Here is a 17222-nt window from a genome sequence, read left to right as displayed (position 1 = left end):
GGCGCACGGAAATCCTGCGATCATGCACGGGTGGCTGATGTGAACCTCGATGGGTTGACCGCACTGGCGGATCGCTACGGCGTCGCTTCCAGCTATGTCGGCTGGGGTGACGAGCGGCACGAGGTGGACCAGGACACATTGGTCGCGGTGCTCCGGGCGCTCGACGTCCCCGCGGGTTCGCCCGAGGAGATCGAGAACTCGATTCGCGAGATCGACGAACAACCGTGGCGTGAGTTCGTCCCGGCCGTGACCGTCGTGACCGAGGGCTCGGGAGCCACGTTCGCCGTGCATGTTCCGCACGGGCACCTGGTGAAGGTGTGGGTGGTCAGCGAAACCGGTGACGACGTCGCGGCCCCCCAACTCGATGTCTGGGTCGAGCCGCGCGAGGTCGACGGCGTGCTGATCGGCCGTGCGACGTTCGCCGTGCCCGACGACCTCCCCACCGGATATCACCAGATCAAGGCGATCGATCTCGACGATTCATCGGCCTCGAGCGCGCCCCTGATCGTGACGCCGCGCCGACTGCACACCGCCGACCGGCTGATCGGCCGGAAGCGATGGGGACTCGCGGCGCAGCTGTACTCGATCCGATCGGCTGACTCGTGGGGCGTGGGCGACTTCGCCGATCTCGCCGGGATCTGCGAGGTGGCCGCCAGTGCGTACGGCGCCGACTTCGTCCAGGTCAATCCACTTCACGCCGCCCAGCCGAAAGCGCCGATCGAGGCGTCGCCGTACCTGCCGGTGACGAGACGATTCGTCAACCCGCTCTACATCCGGATCACCGACATCCCCGAGCTGGACGGGCTGTCGAAGTCGCAGCGCAAGTGGGTCAAGGCGTTGAAGCGCAGCTTCCTCGACGAGAACACCGCGACCGACAAGATCCGGCGCAACAAGGCATTCCGCGCCAAGCTGGAAGCACTCGAACTCATCTACGGCGTCCCGCTCGCCCCGGCTCGTGCGCACGCCTACCGCGCATTCCGGCGCCGGGAGGGGAAGGGCCTCAAGCGTTTCGCGACGTGGTGCGCGCTGGCCGAGCGGTACGACGCCGACGACCCGCGCTGGCAGGGCAAGTTCGCAGACCCCGCGTACATGAAGAAGAAGCGTCGAAAGATGGCCCGGCGCATCGACTTCCACATGTGGCTGCAGTGGATCTGCGACGAGCAACTGGCCACCGCCGCGCACGCGGCGCGATCGGCCGGCATGGAGATCGGTGTGATGGCCGATCTCGCGGTCGGGGTCGCTCGGCACAGCGCCGATGCATGGGCCCTCGGTGACGTGCTCGCCTCCGGTGCGACGGTGGGGGCGCCGCCCGACGGTTTCAACCAGCAGGGCCAGGACTGGGACCAACCGCCGTGGCATCCACGACGCCTCGCCGAGGCCGGTTACGAGCCCTACCGCGACATGATCCGCACCGTCCTCCGACACGCGGGCGGTGTGCGCGTCGATCACATCCTGGGATTGTTCCGGCTCTGGTGGATACCCGACGGCAGCAGCCCGGCCCAGGGCACCTATGTGCACTACGACAGCGAGGCGCTGATCGGCATCCTGGCGCTCGAGGCGCACCGCGCCGACGCGGTGGTCGTCGGCGAGGATCTCGGGGTGTTCGAACCGTCGGTGCAGGACTCACTCCGCGAACGCGGAATCCTCGGCACGTCGATCCTGTGGTTCGAACAGGGGCCCGACGCCGCGACCCCGCCCGAGGACTACCGCGAGCTGTGTCTGACCTCGGTGACGACCCACGATCTGCCCCCGACCGTGGGATATCTGGCGGGCGACCACATCACGCTGCGATCGCGGCTGGGCCTGCTCGCCTCCGGGGAGGACGCGGAGCGGGCGCGCGATGCACGTGAACGCGACGCCGTCCTCGAACTCGCCTACGAACGCGGCCTGCTGTCCCGGGACACCCCGCTGACCGACCCGAAGGTCGTCGACGCTCTCTACGCCGTGATCGCCCACAGCCCGTCGGTACTGCTGAGCGTCGCCCTGGTGGATGCGGTGGGGGAGCGACGAATCCAGAACCAGCCGGGCACCGACAGCAGTCAGTACCCGAACTGGTGTGTCCCGCTGGCCAATTCGGAGGGCGACGTCGTGCTCGTCGAGGACCTCGTCAGCAGCGTGCGCTTCCGCCGCCTCGTGTCGGTGCTCAACGAGTCGGGCGTGCCAGGTTCCTGACCGAGACGATGGTCAGTACGAGTGCGATGAGGGCCAGCAGAGCGACCCCGATGTTGAAGGCGATCCCGGCGGGCCGGAGACCCCAGTGCTGCGCGGTGATTCCCTGGCCGACGATCGGGATCGAGATCGCGACGTAGGCGACGACGAAGTAGGTCGAGGTGACCTCGGCCTTGCGTCCCGCCGGGGTCGCCGCGACCACCGACGCCAGTCCCTTGCTGAACGACATGCCCTGCCCCACACCGCAGATCACCGCTCCGCCCAGCAACGCCGGGGTCGATGCGGCGACCAGTCCCAGGATCGACAGGCCGGTCCCGAGGATGAGGATGGCGCAGCCGGCGATCAGGGCCGGTTCGGTCGGCATCCGGCGCACGACGATCTGGGTGACCGCCGAGGACGCGAACAGGACGAACACCAGGAAACCGGTGAACGCGTGGTCGTCGATGCCGAGGATGTTCGTGACGAAGGACGGCATCACGCCGGTGAAGGTGCCCATCACCGCGAATCCGGCGAATGCGGCGATCGACGCCCGGACGAAGACGCCGCGGATGTCGGCCGGGACCGACAGCCGCTGGATGCTCAGCCGGGCGCCGGGGACGACGTCCACCGTCTCGGGCAGCCGCCAGATGCCGAGGAAGACCAGGACCAGTAGCGCCAGATCGAGTACGAACGGGGTGTGCAGCGGGGACGGGGCGTACTCGGCGAGGACTCCGGCGATCAGCGGTCCGAGGCCCAGGCCGCCGATGTTGGCCGCGGTCGCCACGGCCGGGGCGCGTCCCCGCCACGACGCGGGGGCCAGTTCGATGACCGCGGTGGTGGCGGCGCCGGCGTAGATGCCCGCGGACAGACCCGACAGCACCCGGCCCAGCAGCAACTGCCAGACCGGGCCGGCCGTGAGGAAGACGACGGCGCTGACCGCCGACAGGATCGCGCCGGCGATGAGCATCTTGCGCCGGCCGATGACGTCGGACCAGCGTCCGAAGCCGATCAGCGCGGCGATGACGCCGGCCGCGTACACGGCAAAGATCACGGTCGTGGTGGTCACGCCGAAATCGAGTTCCTCGCCGTAGATCGCGTAGAGCGGTGTGGGCAGCGTGGTGCCCAGCATGATCACGGCGAAGGCGTAGACCGCCGCGGCGAAGGATGCGCCGGTCGGCGCAGGGGAGGCGGGGGTATGCGAACGGTCAGACATGGCAGCTGACACGCTACCGCCGCGTCCGGGAGGGTCCGGCCCTGGTCTCCCGGCTGTGTGCTGGGTTACGGTAACTGTCGGTAACGGTAATTAAGGGTGAGCGACGAGGGGGTGTCGGATGCAACCAGAACTCGACGTCGTGATCGTGGGTGCCGGCTTCGGCGGGATGGGTGCCGCGATCGAACTGAAGCGACAGGGCTTGGACAACATCGCGATCCTCGAGCGGGAGGACGACCTGGGCGGGACGTGGCACGTGAACCACTACCCGGGACTCGCCGTCGACATCGCGTCGGTCACCTACTCCTATTCCTTCGAGCCCAACCCGTACTGGTCCCGGCTGTTCGCCCCCGGAGCAGAGCTGAAGCGTTACGCCCACCACGTCGCCGACAAGTACGACCTCAAGCGGCACATGGAATTCGGAACGGTCGTCGAGTCCGCGACCTGGGACCCCGACGAGCAGCTGTGGCGCGTCCGCACCGCATCCGGCACCGAACGCACGGCGCGTTATCTGGTGACCGCGACCGGGTTCCTGTCCCAGCCGCACGTCCCGGAGTTCCCGGGCATCAAGAACTTCGCGGGCACGATCCTGCACACCGCGGACTGGCAGGACGGGTTCGACTTCACCGGTAAGAAGGTCGCCGTGATCGGTACCGGCGCGACCGCGGTGCAGCTCATCCCCGAGATCGCCGCCCGCGCCGAGGCCCTGACCGTCTTCCAGCGCACCGCGATCTGGGTGGTGCCCAAGATCGACTTCGCGATCCCGTCGCTCGTCCAGCAACTGTTCGGCCGGTTCCCGCTCACCCAGCGTGCTGCGCGACTGGTGAACTCGTCGCTTCTCGAACTGCTGATGGTGTTCGGCGTCCTGCACTACAAGCAGGTGAAGCCCGGCAACAAACTCGCCGCCCGACTGGCCCAGGCGCACCTGCGGCGCCAGATCGCCGACCCGGAACTACGGCGGAAGCTCACCCCGGACTACGACTTTGGCTGCAAACGCCCCACCTTCTCCAACACCTACTTCGCCAGCTTCGCCCAGCCGAACGTGAGCCTGCAGACCAGTGGCATCGCCCGCCTCGAAGCCGATGCGATCCTCGCCGCGGACGGCACCCGGACCGAGATCGACACCCTCGTTCTCGCCACCGGGTTCAACCTCTGGGACACCAACTTCCCGGCCTTCGACATCGTCGGCCGGGACGGGCGCAACCTCGGCGAGTTCTGGCGCGAGAACCGCTTCCAGGCCTACGAGGGCGTCACCGTCCCGAAGTTCCCGAACCTGTTGTCCCTCAACAGTCCTTACTCCTACAGCGGCCTGTCGTACTTCACGACCATCGAAGGGCAGATGAAGCACATCGCCCGCCTCTTCGGAGAACTGCGCCGCCGCGGGCAACGGACGTTCGAGGTGACCGAGGAGGCCAACGACGCCTTCCTCGACGAGGTGACCGATCGTCTGCAGTCCTCGGTGTTCTACAACGGGGACTGCGCGACGTCACGCAGTTACTACTTCAACCAGCACGGCGAGGCGACGCTGCTCCGCCCGGCCTCGACGCTGCGGACTCTCCGCGAGATGGACTCGTTCCCGTTGCGCGACTACGAGTTCAGCTGAGCGCTCCTCTCCGACAGCTCCCTGAGGAGCGCCCGGAGTTTGCGGCGGGCCCGCCCTCACCCCTTGCTCCCTGAGGAGCGCCCGGAGCTTGCGGAGGGCGCGTCACGAAGGGTTCAGCAACTCCGGCCCGTTGTTGGCGACGCGGTTGACCAGCGGGGCGACCTCGCGGATCGCGATCGCATCGACCAGCGACTCGGCGGGTGGGGCGAACAGCTCATCGGGTGCCCGGCCGTCCGGGTCGAGCCAGGCATTCCAGTGTTCGTACGGCATGATCAGCGGCATCCGGTCGTGGACGTCGCGCAGCTCCCCGACCGCGTCGGTGGTGAGGATGGAACAACTGAGCAGTGGCTGGGCGGCCTTCTCGGACGACTCGGGGTCGGTCTTGGGGTGCCAGACCGACCACAACCCGGCCATGAAGAGCCGGGTCCCGTCCTGCGGCGACATGAAGAACGGGATCTTGGTGGGTTTGCCCTTGCTGTCGGCCGGACCCTTCTTCCACTCGTACCAGCCGTCCATCGGCACGAGGCAACGCCGCGACTTGACCGACGAACGGAACGAACTCTTCTCCGCGGCGCTCTCGGCGCGCGCGTTGAACAGCAGCGGCCCCTTCCCGACCTCCTTCGCCCACGGCGGCACCAGCCCCCAGCGCATCGCGCGGACGCGGAGCAGCGGATCGTCGTCGGGATCGTCGGGCGAGTGTCGCTTGACGACGGTCATCACGGTCGTGGTGGGCGCGACGTTGTAGTTCACGCCCGGTGACCGGGGCGCCGCGTCGAGATCGGTGGAGTCCGCACCCGCCGGCTGGGGTACCTCGTTGACCGCATCGATCTCGGCTGCCAGCTTCGCCGGGTCGGTGGTCACCGCATAGCGTCCGCACATGGTGTCCATGCTGCCCTAGTGGGTGCCCCGCCACCGGGATGAGTGGCCGTTCCGACAGCCGACGATCAGCCGACGGCGATGTCGGCGACGACGGCCTCGGTGACGGACACCAGATCGGCCGGGGCCAGCTCGATCTCGAGCCCGCGCTTGCCGGCGCTGCACAGCACCCGGTCGAAATGCGTGGCCGAGGAGTCGACGACGGTCGGCAACAGGGTCCGCTGGCCGACCGGGGACACGCCGCCGAGAACGTAGCCGGTGGTCCGGGTGACCGCCTTGGCGTCGGCCATCTTCGCCTTCGACGCGCCGAGTGCGGCGGCCGCCGATTTGAGCGACAGCTTGGCCGGCACCGGGACCACCGCCACCGCCAGGCCGGGCCGGTCCCCGCCGGAGAGTTCGATGACCAGCGTCTTGAAGATCTGCTCGGCACGGACACCGAGGGTTTCGGCGAGAGCGGCGACCGCCTCCGCGCCGTAGGCCTCCGATCGGGGGTCGTGCGCGTACCGGTGCACCGAGTGGTCGATCCGGGCGCGTTCGAGCGCGGCGATCGCCGGGGTGGACGCCATGGTCGGTTACCTCCTGGTCGTGAGCGGGGTCGCGGCTGAGCGCGTGCGCACGAGGCCGCGGTGATCCGCGCCGAGACGATCGCGGGGGCGGGCCGGGAACAAACCGCGCGGTGCGCTCTGTTGGGACTGATCGGACAACGGACGTATGAAGACGGACACGAAGGAGGTCAGAGGCATATGAGCACAGCGGCCGTGATGGAGCTCCCGCAGCGCGTCGAACCGAGGCCTCTCTCGGTGGGGGACGGGTCGGTAAGCTTGATCGACAACATCTCCGTGATGCCTCCCATCGAAGGGATCGTAGTGTCCGACACAGAAGCATCCGACACAGAGTCACCCGATTCCGGCCGTACCGGGAGCGCCAAGGCGCCTCGCCGGGCCGATCCGAACGAGTCGCCGGAACAGCTGACCGAGCGGTTCGAGCGTGACGCGCTGCCGCTGCTCGACCAGATGTACGGTGCCGCGCTGCGGATGACCCGCAACCCCGCCGACGCCGAGGACCTGGTCCAGGAGACCTACATCAAGGCGTTCACCGCGTTCGCGTCGTTCCGGGAGGGCACCAACCTCAAGGCCTGGCTCTACCGGATTCTCACCAACACCTACATCAACGGCTACCGCAAGAAGCAGCGTCAGCCCGCGCAGTACCCGACCGACGAGATCACCGACTGGCAGATCGCGGCGACCGCCGAGCACACCTCGCAGGGGCTGCGGTCGGCGGAGATCGAGGCGCTCGACGCCCTCCCCGACGACGAGATCAAGGCCGCGCTGCAGGAATTGCCGGAAGACTTCCGGATGGCCGTCTACTACGCCGATGTGGAAGGCCTGCCGTACAAGGAGATCGCCGAGATCATGGACACCCCGATCGGTACCGTCATGTCCCGACTGCACCGCGGTCGCCGTCAGCTGCGCGAGCTGCTGGCCGACGTCGCGCGTGAGCGCGGGTTCAATCGTTCCGCACGTGCGGCGGCGGATGCGGAGGTGGCGCGATGAGCGACGTCGATCCGGAGCTGACCCAGCTCGACTGCTCGGCCGTCATCGCCGATGTCTGGCTCCTGCTGGACAACGAGTGTGACCAGAACGCCCGGGAACGACTCCAGGGCCATCTCGACTCCTGCCCGTCGTGCCTGGCGCACTACGGCATCGAACAGCAGCTCAAGGCGCTCGTCAACCGGAAGTGCGGCGGCGACCAGGCGCCGCAGAGCCTGCGCGACCGTCTGCGCATCGAGATCCGCAAGACCGTGATCGTGCATGAGGTCTCCGAATCCGATCGCTGATCGCGTCGAGCTCGAGCACAACAACCACAACCCACGAAAAAGCCCGGGCGGCCTGTGAAGGCCGTACCCGGGCTTTTTGGCTTGCTCGCTCGCCGAGACCGCGTGGTGCGGTGATCAGGCGTTGGGGCGCTTGCCGTGGTTGGCAGCGTTCTTCTTACGAGCACGCTTCTTGCGTCCGCGCTTTCCCATGACGCATCTCCTTCATTGCGGGGCGGGCGCCGTGGGACCGGGCCCGCCGTGTACTGGTTCAGCTGTGCTGAGACAACCCTGGCATCGGCCGGGGAGGACATCCCTGGTGTCATCCGGGGAAGACATCCCTGGTGATCGGGACATCACAGTGTCTCAGGGATTCTCCCACGTACCAAAAACACCTCTGCTGACGCCCCCGGCACCGGGACCTCCGGGTACGACGCCGTGGGCTAATTTGGGTGCATGGCAGAAGACGTTGTGGCAGAGATCGTCGCGAGTGTCCTCGAGGTGCGCGTCGCCGCAGGGGAGCAGATCGAGGTCGGCGACACCCTGGTCCTGCTGGAGTCGATGAAGATGGAGATCCCCGTGCTGGCCGAGGAGCCGGGCACGCTCGCCGAGGTCAAGGTCGAGGTCGGCGACGTCATCCAGGCCGGCGATGTGATCGCCGTCTACGAGTAGTGAACCGGCCCCGGCCCGTCGTCGCCCCCGTGTCCTGAGATGTCCACCCTCTCCGACCTGCTCGCCGAACACACCACGCTGTCCGACTCGGCAGCCGCGCATCTGCAGCGCCTCGTCGCCGAATGGCAACTGCTTGCCGACCTCTCGTTCGCCGACCTCCTGTTGTCGGTGCGCACGGAGGCGGGCGCGGTCGTCACGGTCGCGCAATGCCGTCCCAACACGGCCTCGACGGTCTTCCCGACCGACGAGGTCGGCCGCGTCATCGACACCGAAGCCCATCCACAGGTGTTGCGCGCCTTCACCTCCGCCCGCATCCTGCGCGACGAGGACCCCACCTGGTTCGGCGCGACGGCCATGCGGCAGGAAGCGGTTCCGGTCGGCTTCGACGGCGAGGTGATCGCCGTGGCGACCCGAGCTGTCGACCTCACCCACCCGCGCCTGCCGTCGCCGCTCGAACTCGCCTATCAGGACTCGGCCGACGATCTGTGCCAGATGGTCGCCGACGGCACGTTTCCGCACGAGGAGGGGAATCCGCGCGGCTTGTCGACGCCCCGCGCCGGCGACGGCTTCGTTCGTCTCGACGGACAGGGCCTCGTCACCTACACCAGCCCGAACGCGCTGTCGGCCTTCCACCGGATGGGGTGGACCGCCGAACTCAATCACACCCGCTTGTCCGACGTCGTCAAGCAACTCATCACCGAACCGTTCGAGGCCGACGACGTCGCACTGATGCTCGACATCGCGGCCGGCGTCGCCGAGATCCCGACCGGCCCCTACCGCGACATCGGGATGCGCGTGGAGGCAGACGCCCGCCGCGCGACGGCCCTGATCCGCGCCGTGCCGCTCCGTCCGCGCGGCGAGACGACCGGAAGCGTCGTCCTGATCCGGGACGTCACCGAGGTCAAGCGACGCGACCGCGCACTCATCAGCAAAGACGCCACCATCCGCGAGATCCACCACCGGGTGAAGAACAACCTGCAGTCGGTCTCGGCGCTGTTGCGACTACAGGCGCGGCGCACGTCGAACTCCGATGCCCGCGAGGCGCTCAACGAGGCGGTGCGCCGAGTGGCCTCCATCGCGCTCGTCCACGAGTTGTTGTCGGGCAGCGTGGACGAGGAGGTCGACCTCGACGAGGTCGTCGATCGTCTGGTCCCGATCCTGGTCGATGTCGCGTCGGGGGAGGCGCGGGTGGCTGTGCGCCATCGCGATCGGCTCGGCGTGCTGACCGCCGAACTCGCGATGCCGCTGGTGATGGTCCTCACCGAACTCATCCAGAACGCGATCGAACACGGCTTCGACGGCGCGCCGCACGATGACGCCGAGATCGCGGTCGTCGCCGAACGGGATGTGCGCGGCCTTCGAATAGCGGTCCGCGACAACGGTTCCGGTCTCCCGGAGCATTTCGATCTGGCCACGTCCGACCATCTCGGCCTGCAGATCGTCAAGACCTTGGTGTCCATCGAACTGGGCGGTGAGCTCGACATCCGGTCCAATCCGGGTGGCCCGGGAACCGAAGTGGGTGTCTACATTCCGCTGCGCTCGTGAGCCGTGGTCGCGTACCGCATTGTCTGACCGCGGTTTCCGCCGGACGGTGGGGACGAGAGCACGAAAAAACCCGGCCGCGGCCGGGTTTCTTCGAGTCCGGGACGATGCCGGCCGTCGAGGCCTAGACGCTGCTCCGGGTACGCGTACGTGCGGTACGGCGCTTGAGTGCGCGTCGCTCGTCCTCGCTCATGCCGCCCCACACTCCGGCATCCTGGCCGGACTCGAGGGCCCACGACAGGCAGTCGGCGGTGACGGGGCACCGCGCGCAGACGAGCTTCGCGTCGGCGACCTGTGCGATGGCCGGGCCGCTGGTCCCCACGGGGAAGAACAGTTCCGGATCCTCGTCGCGACAGATGGCCTTGTGACGCCAGTCCATTCCACTACTCCTTCGGGCGCGTTCGCACCACTCGATCGTCTTGCTGGTGATTGTCGGCTGTAACTCTCAGTTCACGCGGCGCACCAAATGTTTCCGCGTTGTTGCTTGTGAATACTTTCACGAATCGGGCCGAAGTCAATGGGTTTGCTTCACACGTGGGCAACATCACGTCACCCGCCTAGCACTACGGTCGCGGACTCCCGAAGGGGGGTCCGGGCACTTTGTCTCACGGCCTTGTTGTAGCCTACGCGTCTCGCGGCGGTACTGTCGACGACTTTCTGCAGGTCGCGACCCCGTCGCCGGTGAAAAACGCTCGTGACGTGGCCGGACGCCGAGGGTATTGTTCACCACATGCGCCGACGATGTTGATCCACACCGCCCCGGCGGCCCCACCGCAGGCTGACAGCCGCGGCGGTGGGCTCCGCCCTCCTCGAAGACCTCATCCCGCTCTACCCGCTGTACGCCGTCCTCTTCGCCGACCCCGGGATTCCGGGCGCCGGGCTCGGGCCCGCCGAGATCTCGGCGCTGTTCGTGATCTGGTCGGTGTCGTCGGTGATCGTCGAGGTCCCCACCGGTGTGCTGGCCGACCGCGTGTCCCGACGGAAGCTGCTGGTCGCCGGTCCGCTGATCACCGCGTCGGGTTTCGCGCTGTGGACGGTGGCGCCGTCGTTCGTTGCCTTCGCCGCCGGATTCGTCCTGTGGGCCCTCGGTGGAGCGTTGCGGTCCGGCACGACACAGGCGCTGGTCTACGACGAGCTGAACCGGCTGAGGCGCTCGCAGGACTACGCCCGACTGACCGGGCTCATGCGGGCGGCCGGGGCCATCGGAGTGATCGGCGGCACCGCGGCGGCCGCACCGTTGTTCGCGTGGGGCGGCTACGACGCCGCAGGCGCCGCCAGCGTCGTCGCCTGCGTGTTGTGTTCGGTGATGTCGGCGATGCTGCCCGAGGGTCGAGAGGCCGCCGCCGATCCACCGGAACCCGAGGACGCGGACCCCGACCTCGGTTGGCGGGAGATCGTCCGCCACGGCTGGGGCTCGGTGCGGACGCAGCCGGTCGCACGGCGCATGTTGCTGCTGGGTGTGGCGCTGACCTGGGTCGCGGCGCTCGACGAGTATCTCCCGTTGCTGATCGCGTCGTTCGTGGTCGACGCCGCCGCCGAGCCCGATCCGGCGGCGGTCGCGCTGCTGATGATCGTGGTGTCGGCCGGTGACATCGGCGGCGCGCTCGCGGCGGGGCGGTTCCGGTCGGTCGACGCGATCGGGCCGGCGGTGGGGGTGGGCGCGGTCGTGCTCATCGGGTCGGCGCTGTGGGGGCACCCGGTGGGCGCCGCGGGCGTCGCGACGGCGTTCGGGATCCTGGGGTGGGCGCGGGTCGTGGCCGACGCCGAACTGCAGGACCATCTGAGATCGGCATCGCGGGCCACCGTCACCTCGCTGGCCGGGATGGGCGAGGAGGTGGTCGCGATCCTGGCCTTCGCCGGCTGGGCGCTGGGGTCGACATGGCTGGGTCCGGCCGGGCTCTTCGCGGCGGCGGCGCTGCCCTACGTCGTGATGTCGGCGGTGCTGATCGGCGGTGCGATGACCGTGAGGGCGTCGCGGCGATGACGAAAACGTATGTCGCGGAACGCCCCGATGTAATCGCCGTCCATCTGTACGTCGATCGGGGCCTCCGCGCGGAAGCACACCTCGTCGACGTCGTCATCCCGAAAGAGGTGGCGTGCCTTGGGATCTGCCTGTGACAGGAGTCGCGTCGCCAGCGGGAGGTTACGGAACACACCGGTGGAGGTCGCCACGAACACCCCGAGGCCGGTGTGGAAACCGGTGCCGGGGTTGGTGCGGATCTCGCGCGGTCCGAGATAGGTCCACGGGCTGGTGTTGGACACGAAACCGTAACGCGCGCCGACGATCCGGTTCCGGCCCGGGATCTCGACGTCGAACGTGGCCGACGAACCGGACTGCTTCAGGAAGCTGGTGATCGTGGTCCACAGGTATCGGGCCGGCGTCGCGGTCTTGCCCGCGTGCCGCTTGTCCTCCATCGCGTGGATGACGACCGCGTCCATGCCCATGCCCGTGTTGAACAGGAACCAGCGGTCATCGGTGTGGCCGAGTCCGATCCGGCGACTGCGTCCCGCGTCGAGGAGGGTGATGATCTGCTGTGTCGCGAGCAGCGGGTCGGGATCGATCCCCAGCGTGCGGGCGAAGACGTTGGCGCTACCGCCGGGGATCACGGCCAGGGCGGGCCGCCGCCGGTCGGGATCGCTGCTCGACGGCGGGTCGAGCAGTCCGTTGGCGGCCTCGTTCACCGATCCGTCGCCGCCGTGCACGATGACGGTGTCGAAGTCCTCGGCCGCGGCGCGCGCGGCGAGCTCGAACGCATGCCCGCGGTGCGTGGTGAGTTCGACGTCGAGGTCGAAATGCGCGCTCAGGGTGTGCGCCAGCGCGTCGCGACCGGCCGGACTGGTCGCGGTGGCGAACGGGTTGACGATGAGCATGACACGCACGACACCCGAGGATATGGGGTCGTCGCCGCCCGCGCGTAATCGCGCGGATGTGTACGGCGCCATCGCTCCGGTGCGCACACCCGCGGAGGTCCGCGCGAGAGGACCAAATATCCTGGGACGGTGAGCACCGAGAACGGCCGTCCGGAGTCCGACACCGATCCGTCGGTGACCCCGCGCCAGATCAAGATCGCGGGTGCGGTGACCACGCTGCAGGGGCTGGCCGGTGTTGCGGTCGCGGTGATCCTGGTCGTGCGCGGCCTGGCCGGGCACGAGGAGACCACCATCAGCGGCTACGGCACCGCGGCCTGGTTCGGCATCATCGGCGGGGGAGTACTGGTCGGCGGTCTGGCGCTGCTCTCGGGGCGGCGGTGGGGACGCTCGATCGCCATGGTGGCGCAGATCCTGCTGCTGCCGGTGGCGTATTACCTGTTCACTAGCGGATGGCCGGTGTTCGGCGTGCCGCTGGCGCTCGCGGCGCTCGCGGTCCTGGTGATGCTGTTCAGTCCGGCGTCCATGAGGTGGCTCGCCGACGAACTCGAACCCGAGCGCTGACATCCTCCTCCGGCCGGTTCTCCTCCGTCCGGGTGCGCCGCGCAGCCGAGGTGGACTCTCATCCGACGATCCACGCCCGGGCGGTCGTACAGTAGGGCGCATGACGCGTATCCTCGCGATTGCCAATCAGAAGGGTGGGGTCGCCAAGACCACCACGGTGGAGTCCCTCGGTGCCGCCCTCGCCGATCTCGACGTCTCGGTCCTCGTCGTCGATCTCGACCCGCAAGGGTGTCTCACCTTCTCGCTCGGGCACGATCCCGATCAGCTCACCTCCTCGGTCCACGACGTGTTGCTCGGTGACGAGGAGATCGCCGATGTCCTGCTCGACACCGAGGACAAGGTCACCCTGCTGCCGGCGACCATCGACCTGGCCGGCGCCGAGGCGCTGCTGTTGATGCGCCCGGGGCGGGAGTATGCCCTCAAGCGTGCACTCGCGGAGGTGAGCGAGGACTTCGACGTCGTGATCGTCGACTGCCCGCCGTCGCTCGGCGTCCTCACGCTGAACGGTCTCACCGCGGCCGACGAGGTGATCGTGCCGCTGCAGTGCGAGACGCTCGCCCATCGCGGCGTCGGACAGTTGTTGCGCACCGTCCGGGAGGTCCAGCAGATCACCAACCCGAACCTCACGATGCTGGGTGCGGTGGCCACCCTCTTCGACGCCCGGACCACGCACAGCCGCGACGTTCTCGCCGACGTCGCCGATCGGTACGACCTGCCGGTGCTCGACCCGCCCATCCCGCGCACAGTGCGTTTCGCCGAGGCCTCCGCCTCCGGGACGTCGGTCATGCGGGGCCGAAAGAACAAGGGCGCGACGGCATATCGCGCGCTCGCCGAGAATCTGTGGAAGCACTGGGAGGCGGGCGCCGAGGTCGGCACCTTCGAGGTCTGACAGTCGGGTCTGCGGTCGGGGGCCGTGGGGGTCAGCCCGGGCCGAAGGCCTCGATCCGGGGTCCGTGCTGTTCGACGACGATGTCGCCGAGGACACGCAGACTCACCACGGGCGCGGCCGGTCCGCTCCGGGCGAGCGGGATGGACCGGATCTCCCGGCCGGTCGCGACGTCGCGGACGCTGATCCCGGTGGTACTCGGCAGCAGGAGTTGTCCCGCCATCATCTGGCCGGGTCCCAATGTGCCGGGGACCTGGTAGATCGGATTCAGCGTCTGGGCATTCAGGACGACGGTCGCCTTCCCGGTCCAGTAGGTGACGATCCCGTCGGAGGAGATCGGGACGCTACCGGCCGGTGGCGTCGAGTCGCCGGCGACGGTGTTGGTCCCCGCCGCGTTCGCGTCGGTGTCGAACCGGCGGATCGCCGGCCCGCTCTCGGCGTCGAACGTGGGCGGTTCGGCCGGTGCGGCGCCACCGTCGTACACGGCGATCCCCGACGACGACATCGCGATGACCACGGGCGGCGGTCCGCTCACGTCGCCGGTGATGAGGGTCGACCCGTACTGTTCGACCTTCTCGTCGTCGCCGAGTACCGCGCCGAGGACCGTGAGCCGATACCCGGGGTCGTCGGCGCAGCGTTCGACGACGGCCACCCGATCTCCCGACACCACCGACGAGAACAGCTCGCAGTCGACGCGATCGGGCGCGTCCTCCGGTCGGACCGGCGCCTCGACCCGGCCGTATTCGATTCCGCGAACGAGATTGGAACCCCAGGTCTCCATCCGGCGGGGGCCCTGCGCGACGACGTACCCCGAGTCGGTCGCGAGCCGGACCTCCGGGTCGGCGTCGCTGGTGCGGGCGCCCTTCCGGCTGCCGGTGCCCGCATCGAGAGCGGTCACCTCCGAGCAACCGCGGCTGTTGCGGTAGACGGCCAGCGCCAGATCGGCGCTCCCGGTCCAGGCGGTACCGACCGCACACAGGTCGAGATCGCGGCTGTACGACCAGAGTTCGCGTCCGGTGGCCGGGTCGTGCCCGACCACCCGTCCGCCGTTCCCGGTGACGACGGCGGAGGTGCCGATCGCCGGGGCGCGGGTGGCGTCGGAGTCGGCCCGCCAGCGCGCGACGAAACTCGCGGGCACGGACTGTGCCGGCTGCACCGCGGCGGGTACGGCCGCGGCCGGCACGCTCGCGGTGTGGCGAACCGGGCTGAGGGCCCAGGCGGTGACGCACAGGGCCGCGACGACGACCACGATGGCCGCGGTGACCGCGAGATCGATCGGGCGGCGCCGTTCGGGCCTGACTCGTGCCACGCGGGTCAGCCGGTGGTCAGTCGGCGACAGCTGCCGTGGACTCCGACGCGCCGGCGTCGGACGCGGTGGTCTGCTCGCCGGCGGGCTTGCGGTTGGCGCCACCCCGACGTCGACGACGGCGACGCGGCTTCGCGGTGCCGTCAGCGGCAGGCGTTCCGGCGTCGGCGCCGGACTCGGTCGTCGTGGTCTCGGTTGTCGCGGACTCAGCAGCCGCTTCGGTGGACGTCCCATTGGCGTCCGTCTGTCCGCCCCGGGTGCGACGGCGGGTGCGGGTCGAGCGCTTGCGCGGCTCGCGGTCCGCGCGCGTCTCCCGGGTCTCGTCGGGGTCGCGCGGCGGCTTGGCGGCGGCGATCCGGCCCGTCTTCGACTCGTCGATCGACAGGTCCGACCGGAGGTGTTCCGACGTCGAGTAGGTCTCCGGCGGATCGGGGATACCTAGATTCAGCGCCTTGTCGATGAGCTCCCAGCGGTGCAGCTCATCCCAGTCGACGAGGGTCACCGCGATGCCCGTGCGCCCGGCGCGACCGGTACGGCCGATGCGGTGCACGTAGGTCTTGTCGTCTTCGGGGCACTGGTAGTTGATGACATGGGTGACGTCGTCGATGTCGATGCCGCGGGCGGCCACGTCGGTGGCGACCAGCACGTCGATGGTGCCGTCGCGGAACCGCTTGAGCGCCTTCTCGCGGGCGACCTGACCGAGATCGCCGTGGACCGCGCCGACCTTGAAGCCGCGCTCGGCGAGATCGTCGGCGACCTTCTGCGCGGTGCGCTTGGTGCGGGTGAAGATCATCGTGGCGCCGCGACCCTCGGCCTGCAGGATGCGGGCGACGAGCTCGGCCTTGTCCAGCGCGTGCGCCCGGTAGGCGTACTGCTTGGTGCGGTCGTGGACCGCGGAGTCGTTGGCGTTCTCGGCCCGGATGTGGGTCGGCCGGTTCAGGAACGTGCGGGCCAGGGTGACGATCGGACCGGGCATGGTCGCCGAGAACAGCATCGTCTGACGAGGCGTCGGCAGTGCGGACATGATGCGCTCGATGTCGGGCAGGAAGCCGAGGTCGAGCATCTCGTCGGCCTCGTCGAGGACCAGGATCGACACCTTGCCGAGGACGAGGTGGCCCTGCTGGGCGAGGTCGAGGAGCCGGCCCGGGGTGCCGACCACGACGTCGACACCGGACTGCAGTTCGGCGATCTGCGACTCGTAGGGACGGCCACCGTAGATCGAGGTGACCTTCAGCGGTCGCTTCGTCCCATCGGCCAGGGTCACCTCGAGCGACGGCGCCGCCACCTGGAGATCGCCGGTCACCTGCACGCACAGCTCGCGCGTGGGCACGATGATCAGCGCGCGGGGCGTGGTGTCCAGCGGACGGACCCCGGACTCCTCGGCATGGGCGAGCCGGTGCAGCAGCGGGATGCCGAAGCCGAAGGTCTTGCCCATGCCGGTGCGGGCCTGGCCGATGAGGTCGTGGCCTTCGAGCGCCAGCGGCAGGGTCAGTTCCTGGATCGCGAAGGTGTGGGTCTTGCCGTCTGCGGCGAGGGCCGAGACGATACGGTCGTCGACGCCGAGCTCGGCGAAGGTGGGGGCGGTGTGGGTGTCGTCGACGATGGTCGTCTGCACGGCGGAATCGCTCATGTGCGGTTGTGTGCCTTTCTGGGCCGGTCTGCGCGCGATGTGTTTCGGTGCGCGCACGGAGAAGGCTCGAAAGTGCACGCGCATATGTCGTAGTGGCACCGGGG

General features: G+C 68.9%; 17 protein-coding genes. 9 read left to right on the top strand and 8 right to left on the bottom strand.

Annotation, left to right across the window (positions count from 1 at the left end; all coding sequences use genetic code 11):
- Positions 1–39 precede the first annotated feature (39 nt).
- Positions 40–2172, top strand: a complete 2133-nt coding sequence (gene malQ / locus JW364_RS10080; RefSeq protein WP_205333244.1) for a 4-alpha-glucanotransferase — start codon at positions 40–42, stop codon at positions 2170–2172.
- Here the strand turns inward: malQ and JW364_RS10075 are convergent.
- Entirely contained in the window at positions 2144–3361 is a 1218-nt protein-coding gene (locus JW364_RS10075) for an MFS transporter (protein WP_058251907.1), read from the bottom strand. The genes malQ and JW364_RS10075 overlap by 29 nt on opposite strands.
- A 118-nt stretch (positions 3362–3479) precedes the next feature.
- On the opposite strand from JW364_RS10075, the gene JW364_RS10070 reads away from it, so the two are divergent.
- A complete protein-coding gene (locus JW364_RS10070) occupies positions 3480–4961 on the top strand; it encodes an NAD(P)/FAD-dependent oxidoreductase (RefSeq protein WP_058251906.1) in 1482 nt (493 codons plus the stop codon).
- Positions 4962–5063: 102 nt separating this feature from the next.
- Here JW364_RS10070 and JW364_RS10065 read toward each other — a convergent pair whose 3' ends face one another.
- On the bottom strand, positions 5064–5840 hold the full coding sequence (locus tag JW364_RS10065) for an SOS response-associated peptidase (RefSeq protein WP_068971508.1): 777 nt from the start codon (positions 5838–5840) through the stop codon (positions 5064–5066).
- A gap of 65 nt (positions 5841–5905) precedes the next feature.
- Positions 5906–6403, bottom strand: coding sequence for a Cys-tRNA(Pro) deacylase (gene ybaK / locus JW364_RS10060; protein WP_068971504.1), 498 nt, complete (start codon positions 6401–6403; stop codon positions 5906–5908).
- 177 nt (positions 6404–6580) lie between these two features.
- Here ybaK and JW364_RS10055 point away from each other — a divergent pair, with 177 nt between their 5' ends.
- Both JW364_RS10055 and rsrA read left to right on the top strand, forming a co-directional pair.
- A complete protein-coding gene (locus JW364_RS10055; protein ID WP_058251904.1) occupies positions 6581–7390 on the top strand; it encodes a sigma-70 family RNA polymerase sigma factor in 810 nt (269 codons plus the stop codon).
- Entirely contained in the window at positions 7387–7674 is a 288-nt protein-coding gene (gene rsrA, locus JW364_RS10050) for a mycothiol system anti-sigma-R factor (RefSeq protein WP_055475556.1), read from the top strand. Before JW364_RS10055 ends, rsrA begins: the two co-directional genes overlap by 4 nt.
- 114 nt (positions 7675–7788) lie before the next feature.
- On the opposite strand, the gene JW364_RS24640 is transcribed toward rsrA, so the two are convergent.
- Entirely contained in the window at positions 7789–7863 is a 75-nt protein-coding gene (locus tag JW364_RS24640; protein ID WP_369758845.1) for a 50S ribosomal protein bL37, read from the bottom strand.
- Between the two features lie 243 nt (positions 7864–8106).
- Here JW364_RS24640 and JW364_RS10045 point away from each other — a divergent pair, with 243 nt between their 5' ends.
- Entirely contained in the window at positions 8107–8322 is a 216-nt protein-coding gene (locus JW364_RS10045) for a biotin/lipoyl-binding carrier protein (RefSeq protein ID WP_055475555.1), read from the top strand.
- Positions 8323–8361: 39 nt separating this feature from the next.
- Positions 8362–9867: a sensor histidine kinase gene (locus JW364_RS10040; RefSeq protein WP_055475554.1), complete on the top strand. Its 1506-nt coding sequence runs from the start codon at positions 8362–8364 to the stop codon at positions 9865–9867.
- 121 nt (positions 9868–9988) lie between these two features.
- On the opposite strand, the gene JW364_RS10035 is transcribed toward JW364_RS10040, so the two are convergent.
- Complete coding sequence (locus JW364_RS10035; RefSeq protein ID WP_004023450.1) at positions 9989–10243, bottom strand: WhiB family transcriptional regulator; 255 nt, start codon at positions 10241–10243, stop codon at positions 9989–9991.
- Positions 10244–10657: 414 nt separating this feature from the next.
- Here JW364_RS10035 and JW364_RS10030 point away from each other — a divergent pair, with 414 nt between their 5' ends.
- Entirely contained in the window at positions 10658–11848 is a 1191-nt protein-coding gene (locus tag JW364_RS10030; RefSeq protein ID WP_055475553.1) for an MFS transporter, read from the top strand.
- On the opposite strand, the gene JW364_RS10025 is transcribed toward JW364_RS10030, so the two are convergent.
- Positions 11785–12735 carry a diacylglycerol kinase family protein gene (locus tag JW364_RS10025; protein WP_171011664.1) on the bottom strand — a complete coding sequence of 317 codons (951 nt, stop codon included), beginning with the start codon at positions 12733–12735 and terminating at the stop codon, positions 11785–11787. The two genes, JW364_RS10030 and JW364_RS10025, sit on opposite strands and share 64 nt — an antisense overlap.
- A 129-nt stretch (positions 12736–12864) precedes the next feature.
- Between JW364_RS10025 and JW364_RS10020 the strand changes: the two genes are divergently transcribed.
- Complete coding sequence (locus JW364_RS10020) at positions 12865–13296, top strand: hypothetical protein (protein WP_055475551.1); 432 nt, start codon at positions 12865–12867, stop codon at positions 13294–13296.
- 100 nt (positions 13297–13396) lie between these two features.
- Positions 13397–14185 (top strand): ParA family protein, encoded by a 789-nt coding sequence (locus JW364_RS10015; RefSeq protein WP_055475550.1) that lies wholly within the window; start codon positions 13397–13399, stop codon positions 14183–14185.
- Positions 14186–14216: 31 nt separating this feature from the next.
- Here JW364_RS10015 and JW364_RS10010 read toward each other — a convergent pair whose 3' ends face one another.
- Both JW364_RS10010 and JW364_RS10005 read right to left on the bottom strand, forming a co-directional pair.
- Positions 14217–15491: a hypothetical protein gene (locus tag JW364_RS10010; protein ID WP_137810417.1), complete on the bottom strand. Its 1275-nt coding sequence runs from the start codon at positions 15489–15491 to the stop codon at positions 14217–14219.
- A gap of 16 nt (positions 15492–15507) precedes the next feature.
- Positions 15508–17118, bottom strand: a complete 1611-nt coding sequence (locus JW364_RS10005) for a DEAD/DEAH box helicase (RefSeq protein WP_137810418.1) — start codon at positions 17116–17118, stop codon at positions 15508–15510.
- Positions 17119–17222 lie beyond the last annotated feature (104 nt).

The sequence above is a fragment of the Gordonia sp. BP-119 genome (genome assembly GCF_016924115.1).
Lineage (GTDB): Bacteria > Actinomycetota > Actinomycetes > Mycobacteriales > Mycobacteriaceae > Gordonia > Gordonia hongkongensis.
Note: the sequence above shows the minus strand (reverse complement) of the source record. Positions and strands in the feature narration are given on the sequence as shown.